A 20,572-nucleotide genomic window follows, 5' to 3' on the forward strand; every position below is an offset into this window, starting at 1 on the left:
ACCGGAGGTGTCCGCATGAGCAGCAGCCACTCGCCTGCTCGCAGTCCGCAGGAGCTCGACGACGCCATCGGCGGGGGCATCGGCGAATCGCCGCTGCGGCCCGACGGCACCATCAAGGTGCGCGGCGAGTTCGCCTTTTCCTCGGACCTGTGGGCCGACGACATGCTGTGGGGCGCCACGCTGCGCAGCCCGCACCCGCACGCGCGGATCCGATCCATCGACTTCGGCGCGGCGATGGCCATGGCCGGGGTGCAGACGGTGCTCACCGCTGAGGACGTACCCGGCGACAACTGCTTCGGCCTGAAATACGCCGACCAGCCGGTGCTGGCCTCCGACGTGGTGCGCTACGTCGGCGAAGCCGTTGCGCTGGTGGCCGCCGATCACCCGGAGACCGCGCGGCGGGCGCTGGAGAAGATCGTCGTCGAGTACGAGGTGCTGGAGCCGGTGCTCGACGCCGAGCGGGTCGCGCACGACGAGACGCTGCCGAAGCTGCACCCGGACGGAAACGTGGTGCGGCACCAGAAGATCGTCAAGGGCGATCCCAACGCCACGGCCGACGTGGTGGTCTCCGGCGTCTACACGGTCGGCATGCAGGACCAGGCGTTCCTGGGTCCGGAGTCCGGGCTGGCCATCCCCGCCGAGGACGGCGGAGTCGACCTGTACCTGGCCACCCAGGACCTGCACTCCGACCTGCGGCAGACCGCGCGGGCGCTCGGGCTGCCGCAGGACAAGGTGCGGCTGACCATGTCCGGCGTCGGCGGCGCGTTCGGCGGCCGGGAGGACCTGTCCATCCAGGTGCACGTCTGCATGCTGGCCCTGCACCTGGGCAAACCGGTGAAGATGGTCTACAACCGCGAGGAGTCGTTCTACGGCCACGTGCACCGGCACCCGGCCAAGATGTACTACGAGCACGGCGCGACCAGCGACGGCGAACTCGTCTACATCAAGGCGCGGCAGTACTTCGACGGCGGCGCGTACGCCTCGAAGACGCCGGTCGTGGTCGGCAACGGCACCACGCTGGGCGCCGGGCCCTACAAGGTGCCCAACGTCGACATCGAGAGCTGGGGCGTCTACACCAACAACCCGCCGTGCGGCGCGATGCGCGGATTGGGCGCGGTGCAGCCGACTTTCGCCTATGAGTCCCAAATGGACAAACTCGCCGAGGCTCTCGGCGTGGACCCCGTCGACCTGCGCATCCGCAACGCCATCGCGCAGGGCGACTCGATCCCGACCGGGCAGGTGCTGGACTACCCGGCACCGGTCGCCGAACTCCTCGAACGGGTGCGGGCGCTGCCGATGCCCGAGGAGCACACCGGGCCGGTGGACATCCGGAACCTGCCCGGCGGCGCGTCGAACACGACGCACGGCGAAGGTGTGGTGCGCGGTGTCGGCTACGGCGTGACGATCAAGAACATCTGCTACGCCGAAGGCGCCGACGACTTCTCCACCGCGCGGGTCCGGCTGCAGGTCATCGGCGGTGAACCGGCCGCGATGGTGCACACCGCGGCGGCCGAGGTCGGCCAGGGCCTGGTGACCGTGCAGCAGCAGATCGCGCGGACCGAGCTCGGTGTCGAGCGGGTCACCATCCACCCGTTCGACACCAGCGTCGGACCGGCCGGCTCCAGCTCCGCCTCGCGGCAGACGCTGGTGACCGGCAGCGCCGTCAAGGCCGCCTGCGAGGCGGTGCGCGACGAGCTGTACGCGCTGGTCGCGCAGCGCTACGACGTGGATCCGGCACAGCTGTCCTTGCACGGCGGGAAGATCACGTCGGAGCCCCGCGGGGTGCTGGCCGATCTCGTGGAGGTGCTCGGCGACGACGTCATCGAGCAGACCCGCGAGTACCACCACCGCGAGACGTTCCCGCTGGACGAGCAGGGCCAGAGCGACCGGGTGCACGTCCAGCACGCGTTCTCCGCGCACCGCGCGGTGGTCGACGTCGACCTGGACCTCGGTCTGGTCAAGGTGGTGCAGCTGGCCTGCTCCCAGGACGTCGGCAAGGCGATCAACCCGGACGCGGTGATCGGCCAGATCCAGGGCGGCTCCGCGCAGGGCATGGGGCTGGCGGTGATGGAGGAGATCAAGGTCGTCGACGGCCAGATCCGCAACCCGTCCTTCACCGACTACCTGATCCCGACGATCCTCGACACCCCGCCGATGGAGATCGACGTAGTCGAGCGCGGCGACCCGAACGCGGCCTACGGGGTCCGCGGTGTCGGCGAGCCGCCGACGATCTCCACCACCCCGGCGGTGGTCGCCGCGATCCGAGCGGCCACCGGCAAGGAACTGCCGCACACACCGGTGGCACCAGAACACATCGTGTGAGACCCGCGGCGGCGGGGCCGGGCCCGCCGCCGCAGCACCCCTTTCCAGGGGGAGGAACAAGGATCCGGACTCGCTTTGCGTGGCGGTGCCGGTAGCGGAACCTCAGCGCCCGCCTGATCTCCGGGATCCCGGACTTATGTATGCCAATACACGGCGTGCGGGCTGTCCTCGTCAGGCGAACGCTGAGAACCCGCGGCGGTGCCAGCGCCGAGGGTGGGCTAAACGCCTCCGGCGTTTCAGAGACGAAGACCGAAGATGACGAAGGAGTACGACAATGTCCGTGGACGTCGCGACGAGCGCCGAGCAGAACTGGATGACGCAGGCCATCGATCTGGCCACCGCCAACGTGGCCGCTGGTGGCGGGCCGTTCGGTGCGCTGGTCGTCCGGGACGGCGAGGTCGTCGCCACCGGGACCAACAAGGTGACCATCGACCTCGACCCGACCGCGCACGCCGAGGTCACCGCGATCCGCAACGCCTGCCGGGCGCTGGGCACCTTCAAGCTGGACGGTTGCGTGCTGGTGACCTCGTGCGAACCGTGCCCGATGTGCTTGGCCTCCGCGCTGTGGGCGCGGGTGGACCGGGTGCTGTTCGCCGCCGACCGCAACGACGCCGCCGCCGCGGGATTCGACGACCGGGCCTTCTACGACGTGTTCGAAGACCCGCGCACCGAATCGCCGGCGCCGGTGAACCGGGTGGTGATGCCCAACCGCAACGCGGCCTTCGACGCCTGGCGCGGCAAGACCGACCGCATCGACTACTGACCGTTCCCGCCGCGGTGGTGTCCCAACTTTAGGGAAATTCGGAATCCCACTGCGGCTTCCCGGAGTTCGGCCCGTCAAAGGATTTTCCCAAGTTTAGGGAAATTCGGGAGATCTCCGCACCACCAGCCCTGCGGTTCCGATCGCGACGACCGGGTCGCTTCGGAGCCCCCGCGGGTGGGCAGTCTGGTCCACCCGCCGTTGAAAACACCACCGCGACAGCGGAAACCATTCGACAAACGCCCCACAGCGAATTCGGCGACATTCCCGCCGGGCTCTGCCCTGCCCGGAAAACCCCGCCGAAGGAAACAGTCCGCGCGGCGCACAACGTGGCGCACGGGGGCGCCCACCGGCATGGGAGGACTCATATGACCCAGCGGCTGCAACCGGACAGAACCGACGCGGAACCGTCCATAATGGACAGATTTTTCCGAATCAGCATCCGGGGCTCCACGATCTCCCGCGAACTGCGCGGCGGTCTCACCACGTTCGTCGCGATGGCCTACATCGTGATGCTCAACCCGCTCATCCTCGGCTCGTCCGCCGACGCCACCGGAGCACAACTCACCTCCGAGCAGCTGACCACCGCCACGGCGGCGACCGCTGGCGTGATGACCGTCGTGATGGGCCTGGTCGGCAACGCGCCGCTGGCCCTGGCCTCCGGACTCGGCGTCAACGCGGTGGTCGCCTTCACCATCGCCCCGGCGATGACCTGGGCTCAAGCGTTCGGGCTGGTGGTGCTCGAGGGCATCGTCATCATCATCCTGGCCGTCAGCGGTGCGCGGGAGAAGATCATCAACGCCATCCCGGCCCCGCTCAAGACCGCGCTGACCGTCGGCATCGGCCTCTACATCGCGCTGATCGGCCTGGTCAGTGCCGGGTTCGTGACCCGCAAGCCGGACTCGGCCGACACCACCGTGCCGGTCCAGATGGGCCAGGGCACCGAGGGGCACCTGGTCGGCGTGCCGATCGCGATCTTCTGCCTGAGCCTGCTGCTGATGCTGGTGCTGCTGGCGCGCAAGGTTCCCGGCGCGATCCTGATCGGCATAGCGGTCAGCACCGTCGTCGCGATCGTGGCCAACTCCGCTTTCGGCATCACTCCCAAGCAGTGGGGCACGATCGTGCCGGAGCTGCCCGACCACGTGATCGGCAGTCCGGACTTCAGCATGTTCGGCCAGGTGGACCTGTTCGGCGGGTTCGCCGCGGCCGGCGGCATCGCGGCCACCGTCTTCCTGTTCACCCTGGTGCTGTCCGGATTCTTCGACGCGATGGGCACCATCACCAGCGTCTCCTCGGAAGCCGGGCTGGTGAAGGACGGCAAGGTCGAGGGCATGGGCCGGATCCTGGCCGTCGACGGCGTCGCCGCCGCAGCCGGTGGTCTGACCGGGGCATCGCCGAACACCGTGTTCCTGGAGTCGGCCACCGGTGTCGCCGAAGGCGCGCGCACCGGACTGGCGAGCGTGGTCACCGGACTCCTGTTCTGCGCAACGCTGCTGTTCACCCCCCTCGCCGCGGTGGTGCCCGCCCAAGCCGCCGCACCCGCACTGGTGATCGTCGGCGCGCTGATGATGGCCCAGGTCCGCCACATCCCCTGGGACGACCCGGAATACGTCATCCCGGCGTTCCTGACCATCGCGGTCATCCCGTTCACCTACATGATCACCAACGGCATCGGCGCCAGCCTCATCGCCTACGCCGTCATCAAGGTCGCCCGGGGCAAGGCCCGCGAGATCGGCTGGCTGGTCGGAGGCCTGGCCCTGGTCTTCACGGCCTACTTCGGCATCGAAGCCATCGAATCCCTCGTCCGGTGAGTTCCCTTCCCCGGTGAAGGGCATGCCCACCCGTCGCCCGACCAATAGAGGTGCCCTTCACCGTTCACTAGATCGGGTGGAACTGTGCGATCGGGTGGGGTGGGTAGCGTGGGTGCGATGAGGGTTGCGGGCGTGGTTTTGGCCGCTGGGGCCGGGCGGCGGTTCGGGATGCCCAAGGCGTTGGTCGAGCATCAGGGGGCACTGCTCGTGGATCGGGCTGCTCGGGTGCTTGCCGAGGGTGGGTGTTCGCCGGTCGTTGTGGTGCTTGGTGCTGCTGCGGATGAGGTGCGTGAGCGGGCTGAGCTGTCTGGGGTTTCAGTGGTGGTGAATCCCGATTGGGACAGCGGGATGGGGTCTTCGCTGAGGGTCGGCATTGATGCGTTGACCAGCACTGATGCTGATGCTGCCGTGGTGATTCCGGTCGACATGCCTGGGATTGGGGCCGAGGCCGTGCGGCGGGTCGTTGAGCTGGCTGGACCGTCCGTTCTCGCCGCTGCTGCTCACGGTGGGAGGCGGAGTCATCCGGTGTTGCTCGGGCGGGAGCACTGGGCCGGGGCTCGGGCCTCCGCGACCGGGGACGCCGGGGCTCGCGGGTACCTCCGGGACCGGGATGTGGAGCTGGTTCCGTGCGATGACGTGTCCGCCGGGTTCGACGTGGACCGTCCCGGGGACCTGCCCGCGGACGGCACGTAGAGTCGACGGCCACGCGTGACCGGTCCGGAAACCTCCGTCATCGCTCCTGGACCTCGACGTCACACCAGCGCCCACGAAAGCCAGAGCCGGAGGCGTCCATGGCAAACGGACACATCACCGCCAACTACGTGCCCGAAGGTGACGACTGACTGGTCGCCTTCACCACCGCATACCTGCAGGCCCGGCACGGGGTGTCCGCCGGAACGGCGAAGTAGAGCGGAGGAGGCGCACAGAACGGTCCGAACCCGTGCACAGTGGACCCACGAGCGCGGCCCGTTCACCAGGGCACGCGCCGCTGATGAACCGAACCCCAACCCGGCCCGGAGCTTAGGATGGCGGTCGTGAACGCGCCGACGAGCAGTGCCCGCGAGGAGGAGCAGTTGTCCAGCGCTGAGCAGACCCAGCCGGCCAGCGGTCGGGGACGGCCGCGGGACGCCTCCCGCGATGCCGCGCTGCGCAAGGCCGCGATGGAGGTCCTCTCCCAGGTCGGCTACCGGGCGCTGACCATGGACGCGGTCGCCGCGCACGCGCGGGCCGGCAAGGCCACCATCTACCGGCGCTGGGACTCCAAGCTGGACCTGGTCATCGACACCTGCACCCAGCTGGTCCAGCGCAACATCCCGGAACCGGACCGGGGCTCCATCAAGGACGATCTCGGCGACTTCCTGCGCAGCTTCGCCTCATTCCTCACCGGTCCGGTCGGCAAAGCCGCCCAGGCTCTGGTCGGCGAGCTGCCGCACGAGCCGGAGCTGGCCGCCGCGTTCCGCGAGTCCTTCCTGCTACCGCAGCGCGACGTCCTGCACCGGCTCATCGAGCGCGGTGTGCAGCGCGGCGAGATCCGCCCGGACGCCCCCATCGACACGGTCGTCGAGATCACCGGGGCCTGCCTGATATATCGGCTGATGCTCACCGACGAGCCGCTCGACACCGGTTTCGTGGACCGCCTGGTCACCGAAGCCCTGATGCCGCTCCTGCACGGCTGATCCACTCACCGCCCCGAGTTAGGGTGAAGTCCGGACTCGGGGACGGAGGATCGCGTGGCGCGGGGAACGGTTTCAGAGCTCACTCGGTGGCCGGTGAAGTCCTTGCGCGGCGAACCGGTCCAGGCAGCCAGGTTCGACGACCGCGGCATGGTGGGCGACCGCGCTTACGCACTGCGCGACGAGCGCCCGACCCGCGCGGGCAACGTGCTGACCGTCCGGCAGAACCCGGGCATGCTCGGCTGGGGCGCCACCTACGGCGACGCCACCGACCCGACGGAACCACCGCAGTTGCGCGCCCCGGACGGCGCGACCTGGACCTGGCAGGATCCGAAGCTCAGCGACGCGCTCGCCGACTCCTTGGGCATTCCGCTGAGCTTGCGGGCGGCCGACGGCCAGCAGGATCGCGGCCCGACCGTGCTAGTCACCTTCGAGGCGTCGCGCACCGAGCTGGGCGAGGAACTGGGCACCGAGGTCGACCTGCGCCGGTTCCGCACGAACCTGCACATCGACGCAGACCTGCCCGCCTTCACCGAAGAGCAGTGGGAAGCCGGTGCGACGATCACCGCTGGCGAGGTGGAGCTGGAGGTCACCGGGGACAACGCCGGGCCGTGCATCCGCTGCGCGGTGCCGAGCTGGGACGCCGAGGGCCGGGAGCGCTGGCGGGATCTGCAGACCCACCTGATCGGCCGCCACGACAACAAGTTCGGCGTCATCATGCGCGTCACCAAGCCCGGCGAGATCCGCCTGGGCGATCCCGTGACGACGAAGTGACCGCGCTGGAGGTGTGCGGTGGGAACCCGCGGGCCCTCAGCGAAGAAGACCCACGGGTTTCACCGGAACAGCTTGCGCACCACCACAACGGCGACCAGGGCGCCAACCCCGATCAGCGCGTAGCGCACTCGCGGATCATTGAGCTTCTCCTGCACGCTGGCCTTGCCGGCCTCGACGAACCGCTGCGGGTTCGCCTTGACGCTCAGCTGGTCCAAAGTGTCAGCCAGCGCTTCACGCGCCTGCTCGATGTCGCGCTCGATGGCGTCCGGATCACGAGCCACGTGTCCTCCTCACCCTTCACCTGGCTGCTGACCACCGTAGAGCACCGGCGAACCGGCAACGCACCAGCGGTTGGCGTGTCGCGCGCGGTGCTGGATCGGACACGCCCTGCCGACCAAGATCGCACCACCCGTTAGGCTGGGACCACACCAGGGGCCGTAGCCCAATTGGCAGAGGCACTAGGTTTAGGTCCTAGCCAGTGAGGGTTCGAGTCCCTCCGGCCCCACCACGTTTCACAACCCGAACTTTCGGAGATCAAGTCCGACTGGACGGCGAAGATGTCCGCACACACGGTGTCGGCCGCCTACGCGCGCCAGAACGGCAAGCTCGTGGTGTGCATCTGGGGCTTCGGCTCCAACGACCGAGATGGTGGCGCCAGCCGAGATGGCCGGACATCGTTCACCCGACCTCACCGCTCATGCCCTCACGTCGGAAGCCGTGCGCCGAGAGAATCGCTCGGGCTGCCAGCAGGCCGCCGATGCCGGGGACGAGCGCTCGCAACCAGACGCGGTGGCGGCCGTTCATCAGCAGCACTGCGGCGATGACCGTTGCGGTGTAGGCGAGGCCGTGGGCCGGGCCCAGGACTTGGGTGAAGGCCGGGCGGTGGACGGTGAACAGGTTCAGCAGCATCAGGACCAGGGTGGTCAGCTCGACAGAACCGATGATGTGCATGATCCGGCGGGGGGTCACAGCCCGGCTCCGGTGGTCGATCCGGGACGGTAGATCATGAGCACGACCACGGCCACCCACAGCAGGTTGAACATGCCAGTCGACATCGCCAACTGGCGGCCAAGCCGATCGGGCTGGGGCGCCGACTCCCCGTCCGCGCCCTTGCTCGTGGTGACGAGCGCGCGTTGCTGGGCGGGCAGAATCGCGAGGATGAGCACAACGGCCGCGATCGCGGTGAGGATCATCGACACGATCAGCCACGTGTCCGCCAGGACTCCGAGCCGGGCGCCGGTGGCGAGGCCGAAGACGGGCACGAAGATCCCGATGACGGCGTAGACGCGGGTGATGCGGTGCAGCACAGCCAGGACCGCCGCTTTACGCGGGTCTTCAGGGTCGCGGTGGGCAGCGCGCACCGCGGGCGCGAACATGCTCGCCGCAATCGCGATGGGACCGATGGCGAGTATCGCGGCAAGGACGTGGCCGGCCAGCAGGAACCCGGTCACGCGTCGGCCCGTTCGCCCGTGACCCGGCTGCGGGGGAGCCGTCCCGCGCGGGAGTAGCCGGCGAAGGTGTCGCCGGTGACGGTGACGTCGTACTCCAGGTTCAGCCGCATCGGCTTGTTGATCTCCTGCCGCCACATGACGCGCTCACCTTCGGCCGTCGCCTCACACACGATGTCGTCGAGCGCGGTCTCCTCGCCTGTCCCGGTCGCGGTACCGGTAATCCCGTCGGGGGTCTCGGCAAAGCGGTAGTCGGCGTCGATGGTGCCGATCGGGGTCTTCATGCGCACGTGCCAGGTTCCAGTGATGGTGCTCATCAGGCTGCTTTCGTTCGTCGGGGATGGACGGTCAGGCGGCGGCGGGGGCGTGGCCGCTGTTCTTCCAGGTGGTGCCTCGGCGTTCGTACTCGAACAGTTCCTCGACCGCGCGGGCGATCCTCGGTCCGAAGTCGCGTTCGAGGAGGTAGAGCCCGAGGTCGAGCCCGGAGGTGACGCCACCGGCCGTGATGAGGTCGCCGTCGTCGACGACGCGGGCGCGTACCGCGTGCACGCCACTGGCGTCGAGCATCTCGACACCGAGGACGTGCGTGGTCGCCGTGCGTCCCTCCAGCAGCCCGGCCATGGCCAGCGCGAGCGATCCGCCGCACACCGTCGCGACCGTGATGTCCGGGTTGTCGAAGCACCGGCGGATCAGCGGGCCCGCCGCGCTCGCGGCGAAGCGGGACAGCAGCACCGGGATGGTGTCGATCTCGTCCGGGGCTCCGTCGACCGGGCCGGACGCGCCGGGCACCACGATGTACCCCGGTGTGGTCGGGTCCAGGGCGCTAGTCGCGGTGAGGGTGATGCCGACCGTGCCGGAGACCACTTCCCTGGCTCCTTCGGCACTGACGAACTCGACGTCCATGGCGCCGTCCAGGAATTCACGTCCGGCCATCATGATCTCGTAGGGCGCGACGGCATCCAGTGGATCGAAGCCATCGAACAGGACGAACTGAACGTGCGGGTTGGGCATGAGGCGTTCCTTTCTGGCTGAGCCGTTCGACTCCATTTTTGGTCGTCTCCACGCTCTCGACCACTGGCGGACAAGACAGAGGTCGCCTGAATCTGGCCACCGGTGCCCGCCGAGCGAGAGATGTTCCGGAGTAGCGTGAGCACGGGATAGCGTGGCGGTATGTACACGGTTGCGGTGCTCGCGCTCGACGATGTGATCGCCTTCGATCTGGCCACTCCGATCGAGACGTTCGGGCGGGTCCGGCTACCGGACGGGCGCCCGGGTTACCGGGTCGTCGTCACCGGCTCGGAACCGTTGGTCGATGCCGGACCAGTGCGGCTGGGCGTGGGGGCCGGACTGGAAGAGGCGCAGCGGGCCGACCTGATCGTCGTTCCCGGCCGCAACGACCCCACCGTCCCGACCTCTGCTGCGGTGTGCGATGTCCTGCACGCGGCCGTGGACCGAGGATCACGAGTGGCGTCGATCTGCGTCGGCGCGTTCACCCTCGCCGAGGCGGGGTTGCTCGACGGGAAGCAGGCAACCACGCACTGGCTCGCCACCGACTTGTTGGCCCGCCAGTACCCGGCCGTCCGGGTCGATCCGGACGTCCTCTACACCGATAACGGGCAGATCCTCACCTCGGCAGGCGCTTCCGCGGGTTTGGACCTGTGCCTGCACATCGTCGAGCGGGACTACGGTGTCGCGGTCGCCGCCGACGCGGCCCGTCTTGCCGTCACGCCCCTCCAGCGCACCGGCGGTCAAGCCCAGTACATCTTGCGCAACCGCCCCATCTACCAGACCGCGACCCTGGAGAAAGCGCTGGCCTGGATCGAGGAGAACGCCCACCGGCCCCTGACGCTGGCGGACATCGCGGCAGCAGCGGGCATGAGCAGTCGCACGCTCAGCCGTCATTTCCAGGCGGAAACCGGGCAGAGTCCGATCCAGTGGCTGGCGGGCGTCCGTATCCGGCACGCCCAGGAACTGCTCGAAATCACCGACTACACGATCGACCGCATCGCCGCGCAGGCCGGTTTCCCCTCGCCGAGCAATTTCCGCGCTCAATTCACGCAGACGGTCGGCGTCAACCCGGGCGCGTACCGCACAACCTTCCGCCCCTCCACCCGAACGAGCCAGTAGGAGCTCGACGCGCTCGCACGGTGGCCATGCCACCTGTCGGCGGACAGGGCCGTTTCAAGACCTTCCGCCGTGAAGGTGTTCGTGTTCTGAAGCGACATCTCGGTGGGAGGACCGCCAGCCCGGCGAGGGCCGCCATCACCAACCAGGCCAGCGCGATCCCCGGGTAGACCTCCGAACGCGCCGTCGTCGCACGCACAACGGACATCACCTGGTTGCCATCGATCACTGGCACGGCCACGGCGAAGTCAGGACCGTCGTTGGCCTGACTCGCGTCCTTGTCCCGCAGTGCGGCCGGACACCACTGCGTCGGAGTGTTCGGGCCTGGTGCCCGACAGCCGGGTCCCACTGGGGGCGTAAACGGTGGTCGTCGTCGGCCTCATCGTCGTCATCGGTGGAATCGGCTACTTCGTGCGCACGTCCTCGCTCGAAGCCGACCCGGCAACTGAGGCCCCCGCCGCGCAGACGGGCTCGGGCCCCCAATCTGCGCTGGGGGACCTCTCGTCCTTCCGCACGATCACCCAGGACACGCTCAACCTGCTCAATTCCGGCAACCAGTCCGGCGCGACCGCCCGCGTGGACGACCTCGAATCATCGTGGGACAACGACGAAGCCCGCCTGAAGCCTCGCAACAAGGCGGCCTGGACCGACATCGACGACAAAATCGACACCGTGCTGCGGGAACTGCGCGCCACGCATCCCAATCCCGACACCGAGAAGTCCGCACTGACGACACTGCTCGCGGATCTCAATTGACCGGTTTCTGACCGTCTTCCCAAAAAGACCCTTAAAGGACTTTCGGCCGCTTCCGGGTAACCGCGTGTGCCTCGATGTGGCTGCAGATCACGAACTCCCCATGAGAAACGGAGCAGGGATCGATGACCACTCCAGCGCCCGGAGCCCAGTCCAGGGCGGACACCGAGAATGGCCCAGCCGAGTACATCATGCGGAAGCTCCCGCACGTGACCGCGTTGTTCTGGTTGCTGAAGATCGTCGCGGTGACCATCGGGGAAACCGGCAGCGACCTGTTCGCGATCGAGCTGCAGCTTGGCTACCTCGGGTGTGCGGTGGCCTTCTTCGTGTTCTTCCTGATCGCCGTGGGCCTCCAGCTTCGCGCCAAGCGGTTCCACCCCGGCATCTTCTGGACGGTCGTCCTGGCCACCAGCATCGTCGGCACCGCGACCTCGGACCTCATGGACCGCGGCTTCGGCCATTCCGGCGACACCAGCAACGGCATCGGCTACGGAGCCGGCGCGATCATCCTCACCGCAATCCTGGCGATCGTGTTCCTGGCCTGGTGGCGCACCGGGCAGACCTTCGACGTGGAGAAGATCGCCACCCGCAAGGGCGAAGCGCTGTACTGGGTCGCGATCTTGGTGTCCAACACCCTCGACACCGCCAGCGGCGACTGGCTGTCCGACGACGTCGGCCTCGGGTTCCGCAACACGTTCTTGATCATCGCCGGCGTCATGCTCGTGCTCCTCGCCGCGCACTACCTGACCAGCATCAACGGCGAAGTGCTGTTCTGGTTCGCGTTCATCCTGACCCGACCGCTGAGCGCCGCCGCCGGTGACTCGCTCACCAAGCCCGCCGACGACGGAGGGCTCGGGCTCGGCACCCGGTGGGGCACGGTGGCGCTGCTCGTGGTGCTCGGCGCGTTGATCGCCTACCAGGCCTACCGAGTTCGCAAGGATCCCCTCGACCTGCTGCCCGCCCCGACGCACCGGATCACGGGGCAGTCGCAACAGCCCAACGGGCAGGTCGTCATGGCCTACGGCCGACGCGCCGACCAAATCGTGGAGCGCGCGTAGCCACGACATCATCGCCTGAAGTCGTGCGCGGGTAGCCGTTCGAGGTCCGGCCGCCCGCGCACGGTCGGTGCTCAGCCGTCGATCGATGGGCGAGCCCTTGTGCCGGTGGTGTCCCTGGTGCGGGTGCTGGGCCTGCTGCTGGGCGTCAGGCTGCTGCGGGGCGTCGGTCGTCGCGGCGTTGACGGCAGAACCGAAGGCCACGGCGGGAGCAGCGCGATCCCGGCGACGAGACCGGCGCGGCGGGCGGTCTTGCTGATCACGACCGACGGATGCCAACCAGACGTGATGCTTGGGTAACGTTCGTCGGGTGCGAATCCGTGAGCGGCGGGCAGCCGAGGCGATCACCGCTTACCTGGCTGAGGACGGACCTCCGGACCCGCGTGCGCTCGCCGAGGTCGTGGGTGGCGCTGTGGGCGCTACCGGCTGCGCACTCGTCATCGGGGAGCAGCGGTTCCAGTGGGGAGACGGTGAGTCTTGGGCGGAGCAGGACATCGAGCATGGCGGCTCGGTGTGCGGAGTTCTCGCCCTCGCGCCGAAGTCAGTCGGATCACTGCCCGGGTTAGCAGCCGTGCTCAGCGCACCGGTCGCGATGATCGGGCTCGCTCGGGAGACCGATCGCCTGCGTCGCGTTGGCGACCGGGCCGCTCATGCGCTGGTCGATGACCGGTGGCGGGCGGCTGCCGAGATGGAGGCCGAGCGCCGCGGGCTGGAGCGCGATCTGCACGACGGCGCGCAGCACCAGCTGGTCGCGCTGCGCATGTCGTTGGCGCTCGCCGAGCACGCGGGCGCCGGCAGCGAGCACGTCGCGAAGCTGATGGCGCAGTTGGACGACGCCGAGCGGGTGCTGGTCGAGACCGCCGCCGGGATCCTGCCCGACGTCCTCGCCTCCGAAGGTCTCGCAGCGGCGCTGCGCACCGAGCTGAACCGGCACGACACCGTCGCACTCGACCTCTCAGGACTGCAGCGCCGCTATCCGACACCGGTCGAATCCGCCGTCTACTACATCCTTCTCGAAGCCGTGAACAACGCGCGCAAGCACGCGACAGGCGCGCGCGTCACCGTCACCGCGTGGGACAGCTACGAGGGCCTGATGTTCTCCGTCGCCGACGACGGGCCGGGCTTCGACGCGTCACTGGGCCTGCCGAACCTCACCGCGCGGGCCGAGTCTGTCGGCGGTGTCGTGGAGGTCCGTTCCGCGCCCGGCGCGGGCACCACCATCAGCGGCGTCGTCCCGTTCTGACCATTCAGGGCGGCGCGAGCAGGCCTTCCGCAGTGCGGACGAGCACTTCACAAGCGGCGCGATCGCGTCTCCCGGCCACCGGGTGTTCGGCGTGCGCGCGCCAGCCGGACACCGCAGCCCTGGCCGCGACCAGCACGTCCTCGTCGGGTGCGTCGGCGGGCAGGCCTAGGCGGCTGCGCGGGTCGATGCCGTCGGCACCGAGCAGACGGGCTGCGGCAGTGCTCACGCCGCGCAACACGCGGCCGCTCTCGAGCTCGTCGAGCAGATCCAGTTCAGCGAACTCGTGCGCGTCGGCGGCCACCTGTTCCACGGCCCAGCGCAGCTGGTGGTCGGCGGGCAGCCTGCCGACGAGGTCGCGCATCGCCACCATCGCCCGGCGCGCGGCGATCACCGGGGCGTTCGCGGCGAGCGGTGGCATGGTCAGCTGCTCCGCGACCGCGTCCCACTCCGGCGACCCGTCCTGGCCTCGGCGCACCAGGTCGCGCACCTTCCGGTAGATGGCGCTGCGTTCCAGCTCAGCGGGGTCGACCGTGGGCGGAACCGGCTCGACTCTCTCCGGGAGTCGCACGGTGACGACAGTCGTGCCTTCGACGACCGCGCAATCCATCTCGCCGCCGAACACCGCGAGCCGTTCCACGTCCTGGCTGAGCCGCAGGTCCACCTCGGCGGGCGCTTGGATCCTGGCCTGCAGCGCGTCGTCCCGGCTGAAGGTGACCGTCACCGGATGGTCCGCCAAGAGGTTCAGCACTGCCGAAACCGCGTGGTAGAAGCCGGATTCCAGCTGCCAGTCGGCTCGGCGACCGAGGTCGCCCGCGAACGTCACCGGGCGCGGCAGGGTCGCGGCCAGCTCCTCCAGCGCCGCGCGCGGACCGCGGTCGGGCAGCATCGCCGGGAACACCCCGCGCACCACCGACCGGAAGTCGTCGATCAACTCCTCCAGCGCGTTCTCGGCCTCGGTGAACCCCGCGCCTTCATTGACGGCCCGCAGCGACGTGCGGACTTCGTCGAGGTCGCGCAGGGTCGTCGCGGTGATCGCCCGGACCAACCGGTGTCGTTCCAGGTCACGGACCTGTTCGAGCCGTGCGCGGGCAATGCTCAACTCCGTGCCGAGGCGTTGTGCCCGCAGGTCCGCTGCTGAATGGTCGACGTGCAGCCGGGACAGCTGGACGGCCACCCCGAGCCAAGCCGCCGTGTCGCGAAGCAACGAGCGCGCCGCGTCGTCCCACTTACTCGGCGCGATGAGGAAAAGCGAACCGCCCGTCGATCCGACCGGCTCCGCGCCGACCGCGTCGGCGACACCGGACAACCCAGTCGGCCAGGACTCGACGACGACGTGGCTCCGCTCGGTCGGGACCGCGTAAACGGCCTTCCCACCAGCGCTTTCCGCCAGATTGCGGACGAGTGCCGCGGCCAGTCGTTCCGGTGGTTCGGCGACGGCGACCTCGTGCGGCGGGCGTCCGGCGGAGGACAGCCAGCGCCGAACCCGCCCACCGCTCAACTCATCGACCCGTCGATCCGCTGCGCCTGCAAGTAGGCCAGCACGGCGAGCACCCGGCGGTGGTGCACGGTCGCGTCGCCGGGCAGGCCGAGCTTGGTGAAGATCGAGGCGATGTTCTTCTCCACGGCCTTGGCCGAGATGAACAGCTCCTGCGCGACCGCGTTGTTGGCGCGGCCCTCGGCCATCAGCCGCAGCACGTCGGTCTCCCGCTCGGTGAGCTTGCCGATCGCGCCGTCGTCCTGACCTGCGCCGCCCTGCACCAGCCGCCGGGCGAGCGCCGGTTCGATGACGATCTCACCTGCGGCGATCCGGTCCAGCGTGTCGCCGAGGACCTGCACGCCGGCGACGCGTTCCTTGAGCCGGTAGCCGATCCGCTCCGCGCCGATCTCCAGCACCCGCATCAGGTAGTGCGTCTCCGCGTAGTGCGACAACAGCAGCAGCCCGATGTCCGGGTGCAGCGCGCGCACGCGTTCGGCCGCGACGAGCCCGCCGTTGGGGCCCGGCGGCATCCGGATGTCCAGGATCGCGACGTCGACCGGATCGGTGGCCACCGCGGCGATCAGCTGCTCGCCGTCGCTGAAGCAGCCCGCGACCTCATGCCCGGCGGCTTCCAGCAGCAGCACCAGGCCTTCCCGGAACAGGGCGCCGTCCTCGGCGATCGCTACGCGCACCGCAGCACCGCCCGGTGGGCGCGGCGGGCCTCGCCGCCTGGTTGCTGATCGGTGATGCTTACCCGGATGACCCGACGTCCCTTCACACGCACTCGCACCACGCTACCGGGCGGCAAGTTGTGGAAGTGGTCGGCGATGAGCAGCCCGACGCGCGCCCGGGTCTGGGAACCGAGTTCGGCCTGCGGCAAATCGAGGGAAAGTCGCAGTTCGCAACGCTCGGCGACCGCACGCAGCCCGGGGCCGAGGCCTGCGCTGGCCAGCACCGGTGGGTAGATCCACGACTCGACGCTGCGCAGATCGTCGAGGATCCCGTTGACCCGGCGCTGCGCCGTCGCGACCTGCGCGGCCACCGCTTCGTCGCGCGCTGTGTCGTAGATCATTCCGAGTTCCAGTGCGAGCGCGGAGATTTCGGCGACCGCGCCGTCGTGCAGCATCCGCTCGAGCCGGTAGCGCTGCCGCGCGGTGGCGCGGTCGGGCGGCCGGAGCGGTGTCGGCAGCACTGCCCCCGACCGGCGGATCCAACGAACGAAGCGGTGCACCGTTGCCAGCGTCGTCGGCGCCCGAACCGACGACAAGGGTGCGACCCCTCCGTCGGGGTAGGGATATCCCTACCCCTGTGTCCCGAACTGCAATCAAGTCGCCTCGCTTGATCAACCTGCGGAGGGCTCGAACAACCTACATTTGGATGCGATCGTCTCGACCTGCGTGTGGTTGATTGGTAAGTAGCCCGGGTTTCACAGGAGGTGGCGTGTCTTACGCGATCGGGATCGACCTTGGCACGACGTTCACATCTGCCGCCGTCGGCTACGCGGCGGGGACGCGGATGGTGCCGTTGTCGCGGGAGATCGTCGTCCCGTCGCTGGCCTACCGCGCGCCGGACGGCACACTGCTGACCGGCATCGCCGCGGCGGAGAGCGACGCCGACCCGGCGCGGCTCGGTCGCGGCTTCAAGCGCCGGCTCGGCGACCCGACGCCCCTGGTCCTCGGCGGATCCACCTACTCGCCGAGCGCGTTGATGGCCGCGCAGCTGCGGGACGTCCTCGACCAGGTCCGCGCCGACATGGGTGGACCGCCCGGATCGGTCGTGCTGACCTGCCCGGCGATCTGGGGTCCCTACCGCCGCGAGCAGTTCGCCGAGGTGCCGCGGCTCGCCGGGATCGACGACGTGCGGATGATCACCGAGCCGGAGGCCGCGGCCACGCACTACAGCCGCGAGCGCACGCTCGGCGAGGGCGAGGTCGTCGCGGTGTTCGACCTCGGCGGCGGCACGCTGGACACCACCGTGCTGCGCATGCGCGGCGACGGAATGGAGATCCTCGGCACGCCGGAGGGCGTCGAGCACCTCGGTGGCATGGACTTCGACGACGCGCTGCTCGCCCGCCTCGACGAACGCCTGGACGGTGCGATCACCCGGCTCGACCCCACCGACCCCCTCGCGGCCGACGCGCTCGGCCGGATCCGCGCGATGTGCGTGCGCGCCAAGATCGAGCTGTCCACCGAGCCGGACGTGCCGCTGCTGGTGCCGCTGCCCTCGGGGCCGCGCGAGTTGACGGTCACGCGCCGGGAGTTCGACTCGGCGATCCGGCCGTCAGTGGAGGTGGCCGTCGACGCGCTGCACCGCACCGTCGCTTCGGCCGGGCTCCGGGGCGACGACCTGTCGGCGGTGTTGCTGGCGGGTGGCTCGTCGCGGGTTCCGCTGGTCACGCAGATGGTTTTCGAGCAGTTCGACAAGCCGGTGCGGATGGCGCACCACCCGAAGTTCACCGTCGCGCTCGGCGCGGCCACGATCGCGACCCGCGCGCTCACCGCGCCCCCAGCGCCAGCGGCACCCGAACCTGTGAGCGCTGAGCCGACGCGTCGGCGCTGGCTGGTCCCGGCGATCGCGGCCGCGGTTGTCGGCGTCGCCGCGGTGGCGACCGGCCTGCTCCTCTTCGGCGGCGGGCACTCGGTCGACAACGCGTCGAGCACGGAATCCGTGGCAGCCCCGACACCGGGAGCCGACGCTTCGTCCACTTCGGATGGTGGCGCGGCGCAGACGCCTGAACCGCTCCGCCTGCTCGACGACGACACCATCGAGCCGTACCACGCCTACATCGCGTCGCAGGACAAGTGGGACGGCACCGAGGTAGTCGGGCACCACGCGAACCACTCCGCGATCGTCGCGAACACCGGCGACGGGTTGCGCGTGACCTGGAAGGACGAAACGCCCGCCCAGGTCTACCTGCAAACCGGCAACGACACCAGGGACCTGTCGACCTACGTGGACAGCCAGGGTGCGTTGGTGTTCGACGTGACGGTGAACCAGCCGCTGGCCGGCTCGGCCACGATCGCCGCGCACTGCGGCTACCCGTGCGGCGCTTCGCTGGAGACCACCGAGCTCTTCCGCGACCTGCCGGTGGGCCAGCAGTCGAAGGTCACCATCCCGCTGCGCTGCTTCACCGAGAAGGGCCTCGACCCTAAGCGGGTCAACACCTCGTTCCTGGTCTACGCGCAGGGCCCGTTCGACGCCACGTTCCGCAACATCGCCTGGGTTCCCGGCGCGGCGAACGGCCCGGACGTGACGCCCTGCTCGGCGTTGTCGTAGGGACATCCCTACCTCGGAACGCGGGACATCCCTCGAAGTGGAGGGATAAGCCCAAAGACCGCCGCGCTCCCGAACGCGAGGCTTGCTGTCGTAGGCAGCAGGCGAAACGGCGGGAGCGGAAATGCCCAGTGTTCAGCTCGAAGACGTGATGCGCGCCCACGGCGACGCCCTGCACGCATACGTCACACGGCTCACCAACGGCGATCGGTTCGCTGCTGAGGACGTCGTTCAGGAGACGTGGGTGCGAGCCTGGCGAAACCTCGACCGCCTCACCGAGAACCTGGGCTCGGTCCGCGGTTGGCTCCTGCGGGTCGCGCACAACATCGCCATCGACCAGCATCGAAGCCGCCGAGCCCGCCCGACCGAAGTCGGCCTCCCGGAACGAGACCTCGAGTACACGGCGGTCCAACCCAGCGCCAACGACCAGGTCGAGACGAAGCTCGTCGTCCGGGAGATGCTCGAAAACCTCTCCCCCGCCCACCGGGCAACCGTCGTCGAGGTCTACTACGCAGACCGAACGGCAGCCTCAGCGGCCAAGACCCTGGGAGTCCCCCCAGGCACGGTGAAAAGCCGCCTCCACAACGCCCTGCGAACCCTGCGCGAAACCGTTTCGAGCCAGCCGATCGCGGCCTGACCAGCGGATTCCGGCTCGTGAGCACTTCGGGGCGCTACGGCACCCCAAACCACTCACGGCAACTCAGCCCCGCTTCAAACCGGCGGTGAACGACGCCCACTGCCCGGGTGTGAAAACGAGCGTGCCACCGTCACGGTCCTTCGTGTCGCGCACACCGACCGCTCCCGCCGTCACGGCGACCTCCACGCAGTGGGTGTTGCTGGCACTGCGGCTGGACTTCCGCCAGCTCGCTTCTCCTAAAGGCTTCGAGGTACGGAAAGTGTTCATGACTCAACTCTAGCTAGCGTGACACCTCTGTCGAGATCTTCTTGATGAGCGCACGAGACTCTTCTCGACCTAGCGCAGCCTGCGTAGCAGCGGTGTGCGCAATGGCGTACTCCCTGACCGTCATGGCATCGATGATCAGGTTCGTTGAGGTCACAGTCTCCTGCCAGAGAACGGTGGGCAGCCTGCCGTTCGGAAAGGTCATGAGATAGAAGGCTGATCCGCCCATTGCCTCGTGCCCTCTGGCTGAGAACGGAACGATGCGCAGATCCAACGTGTCGGGGTATCCGTCGACGAGGGCGAGGATGTGCTCGAGTTGAGCTTTGAGCACGTCCGGCCCACCGATTTCCTGGCGCAGCACGGCTTCCGCCATGACGATGTTGAACCGGAGCGGGTCGTTGCCGGCGAGCCTCCGCTGCCTGGTCATCCGGCAGGTGACTCGCCGATCAACTTCAGCCAGCCGGAGATTTCCAGTGCTCGCCTCGCTGATTGCCCGGGCGTAATCCTCAGTCTGCAGCAGGCCGTTCATGACACCGCTGTCGTAGGCGTGCACCTCTTCCGCGCCGTGCTCGAAGCCGAAGAAGCGCAGCAGATCGTTGCCGAAGATGCCGGAGTACTTGGCCCACCAGCCGCGCTGCACCGCTTGCTCCCGCAGCACTCGGAGTTCCTCGGCTTCGGCGGCCTCAATGCCGTACTCCACCATCAGAGTGTCGAGCTTGTCCGGCGCGAGCGTCTTCTTCCCGTGCTCGACTTCAGACAGGTACGCCGAGGTCACGCCGATGAGCTTGGATGCTGCGCCGCTGGTCAGTCCGTTTTCCTCGCGAACTTCCCGGAGGCGGCGACCCAAAGCCCAGTTGGCGACCGTCGGGGAGCTTGGCGGCATTTCGGGACTCCTTACTGATCACACCTTTGGGTTTACGAGCTAGCTATATAGCTTCCGATGTCGCTAGCGTTGCTG

General features: G+C 68.9%; 23 protein-coding genes and 1 tRNA gene. 13 read left to right on the forward strand and 11 right to left on the reverse strand.

Features of this window, described 5'->3' with window-relative positions:
- The first annotated feature begins 15 nt into the window (after positions 1-15).
- From pucD to ACWCO2_RS22485, 6 genes are all read left to right on the forward strand, one after another.
- The gene (gene pucD, locus ACWCO2_RS22460) at positions 16-2,322 is read left to right on the forward strand and encodes a xanthine dehydrogenase subunit D (protein ID WP_450129710.1); all 2,307 of its coding nucleotides are present in this window, start codon (positions 16-18) and stop codon (positions 2,320-2,322) included.
- A 274-nt stretch (positions 2,323-2,596) separates the two neighbouring features.
- The gene (locus tag ACWCO2_RS22465) at positions 2,597-3,085 is read left to right on the forward strand and encodes a nucleoside deaminase (protein WP_450129711.1); all 489 of its coding nucleotides are present in this window, start codon (positions 2,597-2,599) and stop codon (positions 3,083-3,085) included.
- A 365-nt stretch (positions 3,086-3,450) separates the two neighbouring features.
- Positions 3,451-4,893 carry an NCS2 family permease gene (locus ACWCO2_RS22470; protein WP_450129712.1) on the forward strand — a complete coding sequence of 481 codons (1,443 nt, stop codon included), beginning with the start codon at positions 3,451-3,453 and terminating at the stop codon, positions 4,891-4,893.
- Positions 4,894-5,010: 117 nt separating this feature from the next.
- Positions 5,011-5,586: a nucleotidyltransferase family protein gene (locus tag ACWCO2_RS22475; RefSeq protein WP_450129713.1), complete on the forward strand. Its 576-nt coding sequence runs from the start codon at positions 5,011-5,013 to the stop codon at positions 5,584-5,586.
- A gap of 341 nt (positions 5,587-5,927) precedes the next feature.
- Complete coding sequence (locus ACWCO2_RS22480) at positions 5,928-6,569, forward strand: TetR/AcrR family transcriptional regulator (RefSeq protein WP_450129714.1); 642 nt, start codon at positions 5,928-5,930, stop codon at positions 6,567-6,569.
- A 54-nt stretch (positions 6,570-6,623) separates the two neighbouring features.
- Positions 6,624-7,340, forward strand: a complete 717-nt coding sequence (locus ACWCO2_RS22485) for an MOSC domain-containing protein (RefSeq protein ID WP_450129715.1) — start codon at positions 6,624-6,626, stop codon at positions 7,338-7,340.
- Positions 7,341-7,399: 59 nt separating this feature from the next.
- Here ACWCO2_RS22485 and ACWCO2_RS22490 read toward each other — a convergent pair whose 3' ends face one another.
- Positions 7,400-7,621 carry a DUF3618 domain-containing protein gene (locus ACWCO2_RS22490; RefSeq protein ID WP_450129716.1) on the reverse strand — a complete coding sequence of 74 codons (222 nt, stop codon included), beginning with the start codon at positions 7,619-7,621 and terminating at the stop codon, positions 7,400-7,402.
- Positions 7,622-7,771: 150 nt separating this feature from the next.
- Between ACWCO2_RS22490 and ACWCO2_RS22495 the strand changes: the two genes are divergently transcribed.
- Positions 7,772-7,848: transfer RNA gene (locus ACWCO2_RS22495), tRNA-Leu, on the forward strand.
- A gap of 170 nt (positions 7,849-8,018) precedes the next feature.
- Here the strand turns inward: ACWCO2_RS22495 and ACWCO2_RS22500 are convergent.
- From ACWCO2_RS22500 to ACWCO2_RS22515, 4 genes are read right to left on the reverse strand one after another with little or no spacing between them, the layout of a single operon-like run.
- Positions 8,019-8,309, reverse strand: a complete 291-nt coding sequence (locus ACWCO2_RS22500) for a hypothetical protein (protein WP_450129717.1) — start codon at positions 8,307-8,309, stop codon at positions 8,019-8,021.
- Entirely contained in the window at positions 8,306-8,791 is a 486-nt protein-coding gene (locus ACWCO2_RS22505; RefSeq protein ID WP_450129718.1) for a DUF2269 family protein, read from the reverse strand. Before ACWCO2_RS22505 ends, ACWCO2_RS22500 begins: the two co-directional genes overlap by 4 nt.
- Entirely contained in the window at positions 8,788-9,105 is a 318-nt protein-coding gene (locus ACWCO2_RS22510; protein ID WP_450129719.1) for a hypothetical protein, read from the reverse strand. The genes ACWCO2_RS22505 and ACWCO2_RS22510 overlap by 4 nt, the downstream gene beginning before the upstream one ends.
- A gap of 31 nt (positions 9,106-9,136) precedes the next feature.
- Positions 9,137-9,799 (reverse strand): DJ-1/PfpI family protein, encoded by a 663-nt coding sequence (locus ACWCO2_RS22515; protein WP_450129720.1) that lies wholly within the window; start codon positions 9,797-9,799, stop codon positions 9,137-9,139.
- Between the two features lie 159 nt (positions 9,800-9,958).
- On the opposite strand from ACWCO2_RS22515, the gene ACWCO2_RS22520 reads away from it, so the two are divergent.
- From ACWCO2_RS22520 to ACWCO2_RS22530, 3 genes are all read left to right on the forward strand, one after another.
- Positions 9,959-10,915: a GlxA family transcriptional regulator gene (locus tag ACWCO2_RS22520; protein WP_450129721.1), complete on the forward strand. Its 957-nt coding sequence runs from the start codon at positions 9,959-9,961 to the stop codon at positions 10,913-10,915.
- Between the two features lie 360 nt (positions 10,916-11,275).
- Positions 11,276-11,668 (forward strand): hypothetical protein, encoded by a 393-nt coding sequence (locus ACWCO2_RS22525; protein ID WP_450129722.1) that lies wholly within the window; start codon positions 11,276-11,278, stop codon positions 11,666-11,668.
- Positions 11,669-11,790: 122 nt separating this feature from the next.
- On the forward strand, positions 11,791-12,723 hold the full coding sequence (locus ACWCO2_RS22530; protein ID WP_450129723.1) for a COG4705 family protein: 933 nt from the start codon (positions 11,791-11,793) through the stop codon (positions 12,721-12,723).
- A gap of 71 nt (positions 12,724-12,794) precedes the next feature.
- On the opposite strand, the gene ACWCO2_RS22535 is transcribed toward ACWCO2_RS22530, so the two are convergent.
- Positions 12,795-12,983, reverse strand: coding sequence for a hypothetical protein (locus ACWCO2_RS22535; RefSeq protein ID WP_450129724.1), 189 nt, complete (start codon positions 12,981-12,983; stop codon positions 12,795-12,797).
- Positions 12,984-13,030: 47 nt separating this feature from the next.
- Between ACWCO2_RS22535 and ACWCO2_RS22540 the strand changes: the two genes are divergently transcribed.
- Positions 13,031-13,963 (forward strand): sensor histidine kinase, encoded by a 933-nt coding sequence (locus tag ACWCO2_RS22540; protein ID WP_450129725.1) that lies wholly within the window; start codon positions 13,031-13,033, stop codon positions 13,961-13,963.
- A 4-nt stretch (positions 13,964-13,967) separates the two neighbouring features.
- Here the strand turns inward: ACWCO2_RS22540 and ACWCO2_RS22545 are convergent, their stop codons facing one another.
- From ACWCO2_RS22545 to ACWCO2_RS22555, 3 genes are read right to left on the reverse strand one after another with little or no spacing between them, the layout of a single operon-like run.
- Complete coding sequence (locus ACWCO2_RS22545) at positions 13,968-15,461, reverse strand: hypothetical protein (RefSeq protein WP_450129726.1); 1,494 nt, start codon at positions 15,459-15,461, stop codon at positions 13,968-13,970.
- Complete coding sequence (locus ACWCO2_RS22550; protein WP_450129727.1) at positions 15,458-16,132, reverse strand: response regulator transcription factor; 675 nt, start codon at positions 16,130-16,132, stop codon at positions 15,458-15,460. Before ACWCO2_RS22550 ends, ACWCO2_RS22545 begins: the two co-directional genes overlap by 4 nt.
- Complete coding sequence (locus ACWCO2_RS22555) at positions 16,123-16,671, reverse strand: histidine kinase (RefSeq protein WP_450129728.1); 549 nt, start codon at positions 16,669-16,671, stop codon at positions 16,123-16,125. The genes ACWCO2_RS22550 and ACWCO2_RS22555 overlap by 10 nt, the downstream gene beginning before the upstream one ends.
- 209 nt (positions 16,672-16,880) lie before the next feature.
- On the opposite strand from ACWCO2_RS22555, the gene ACWCO2_RS22560 reads away from it, so the two are divergent.
- Both ACWCO2_RS22560 and ACWCO2_RS22565 read left to right on the forward strand, forming a co-directional pair.
- Positions 16,881-18,716 carry an Hsp70 family protein gene (locus ACWCO2_RS22560; protein WP_450129729.1) on the forward strand — a complete coding sequence of 612 codons (1,836 nt, stop codon included), beginning with the start codon at positions 16,881-16,883 and terminating at the stop codon, positions 18,714-18,716.
- Between the two features lie 121 nt (positions 18,717-18,837).
- Positions 18,838-19,350 (forward strand): sigma-70 family RNA polymerase sigma factor, encoded by a 513-nt coding sequence (locus tag ACWCO2_RS22565; RefSeq protein ID WP_450129730.1) that lies wholly within the window; start codon positions 18,838-18,840, stop codon positions 19,348-19,350.
- A gap of 63 nt (positions 19,351-19,413) precedes the next feature.
- Here the strand turns inward: ACWCO2_RS22565 and ACWCO2_RS22570 are convergent, their stop codons facing one another.
- Complete coding sequence (locus ACWCO2_RS22570) at positions 19,414-19,617, reverse strand: DUF397 domain-containing protein (RefSeq protein WP_450129731.1); 204 nt, start codon at positions 19,615-19,617, stop codon at positions 19,414-19,416.
- Between the two features lie 13 nt (positions 19,618-19,630).
- Positions 19,631-20,497 (reverse strand): helix-turn-helix domain-containing protein, encoded by an 867-nt coding sequence (locus ACWCO2_RS22575; RefSeq protein ID WP_450129732.1) that lies wholly within the window; start codon positions 20,495-20,497, stop codon positions 19,631-19,633.
- Between the last annotated feature and the right edge of the window lie 75 nt (positions 20,498-20,572).

Source organism: Saccharopolyspora sp. NPDC002376, assembly GCF_053593195.1.

Excerpts from the sequence above, each read along its gene's own strand:
- pucD (WP_450129710.1), top strand. The coding sequence starts at position 16 with ATGAGCAGCAGCCACTCGCCTGCTCGCAGTCCGCAGGAGCTCGACGAC.
- ACWCO2_RS22465 (WP_450129711.1), top strand. The coding sequence starts at position 2,597 with ATGTCCGTGGACGTCGCGACGAGCGCCGAGCAGAACTGGATGACGCAG.
- ACWCO2_RS22470 (WP_450129712.1), top strand. The coding sequence starts at position 3,451 with ATGACCCAGCGGCTGCAACCGGACAGAACCGACGCGGAACCGTCCATA.
- ACWCO2_RS22475 (WP_450129713.1), top strand. The coding sequence starts at position 5,011 with ATGAGGGTTGCGGGCGTGGTTTTGGCCGCTGGGGCCGGGCGGCGGTTC.
- ACWCO2_RS22510 (WP_450129719.1), bottom strand. The coding sequence starts at position 9,105 with ATGAGCACCATCACTGGAACCTGGCACGTGCGCATGAAGACCCCGATC.
- ACWCO2_RS22515 (WP_450129720.1), bottom strand. The coding sequence starts at position 9,799 with ATGCCCAACCCGCACGTTCAGTTCGTCCTGTTCGATGGCTTCGATCCA.
- ACWCO2_RS22520 (WP_450129721.1), top strand. The coding sequence starts at position 9,959 with ATGTACACGGTTGCGGTGCTCGCGCTCGACGATGTGATCGCCTTCGAT.
- ACWCO2_RS22530 (WP_450129723.1), top strand. The coding sequence starts at position 11,791 with ATGACCACTCCAGCGCCCGGAGCCCAGTCCAGGGCGGACACCGAGAAT.
- ACWCO2_RS22565 (WP_450129730.1), top strand. The coding sequence starts at position 18,838 with ATGCCCAGTGTTCAGCTCGAAGACGTGATGCGCGCCCACGGCGACGCC.
- ACWCO2_RS22570 (WP_450129731.1), bottom strand. The coding sequence starts at position 19,617 with ATGAACACTTTCCGTACCTCGAAGCCTTTAGGAGAAGCGAGCTGGCGG.
- ACWCO2_RS22575 (WP_450129732.1), bottom strand. The coding sequence starts at position 20,497 with ATGCCGCCAAGCTCCCCGACGGTCGCCAACTGGGCTTTGGGTCGCCGC.